General features: G+C 43.5%; 1 protein-coding gene. It reads right to left on the bottom strand.

The features are described from left to right. Positions 1–158: dihydropteroate synthase (locus tag ACPYOJ_RS35450; protein WP_481420402.1), on the bottom strand; the 158-nt coding region annotated here is incomplete at its 3' end. Between the last annotated feature and the right edge of the window lie 113 nt (positions 159–271).

A 271-nucleotide genomic window follows, 5' to 3' on the forward strand; every position in this document is an offset into this window, starting at 1 on the left:
CTCAGAAATTCAGCGTGCGGACGTGTCGATTGCGGGCCAATATCTACAATTTCCGCTCCTTCCGTAAGCATTTTACGGGTTTGTTCTAACGCCGATTTTTCAGTATTGAATCTTCCGCCATCAGAAAATGAATCCGGCGTAAGGTTAAGAATTCCCATGATCTTCGGAGATGACAGGTCTACCAATCTTCCATTGCAGTTGATTGATTTGAAGCTTTGAAGAGATGAAGAGCCAGAGAGTGAAGAAACCGGCAAGCAGGATAAATTAAGAT

Source organism: Rhizobium sp. SVR5-9E, assembly GCF_056755095.1.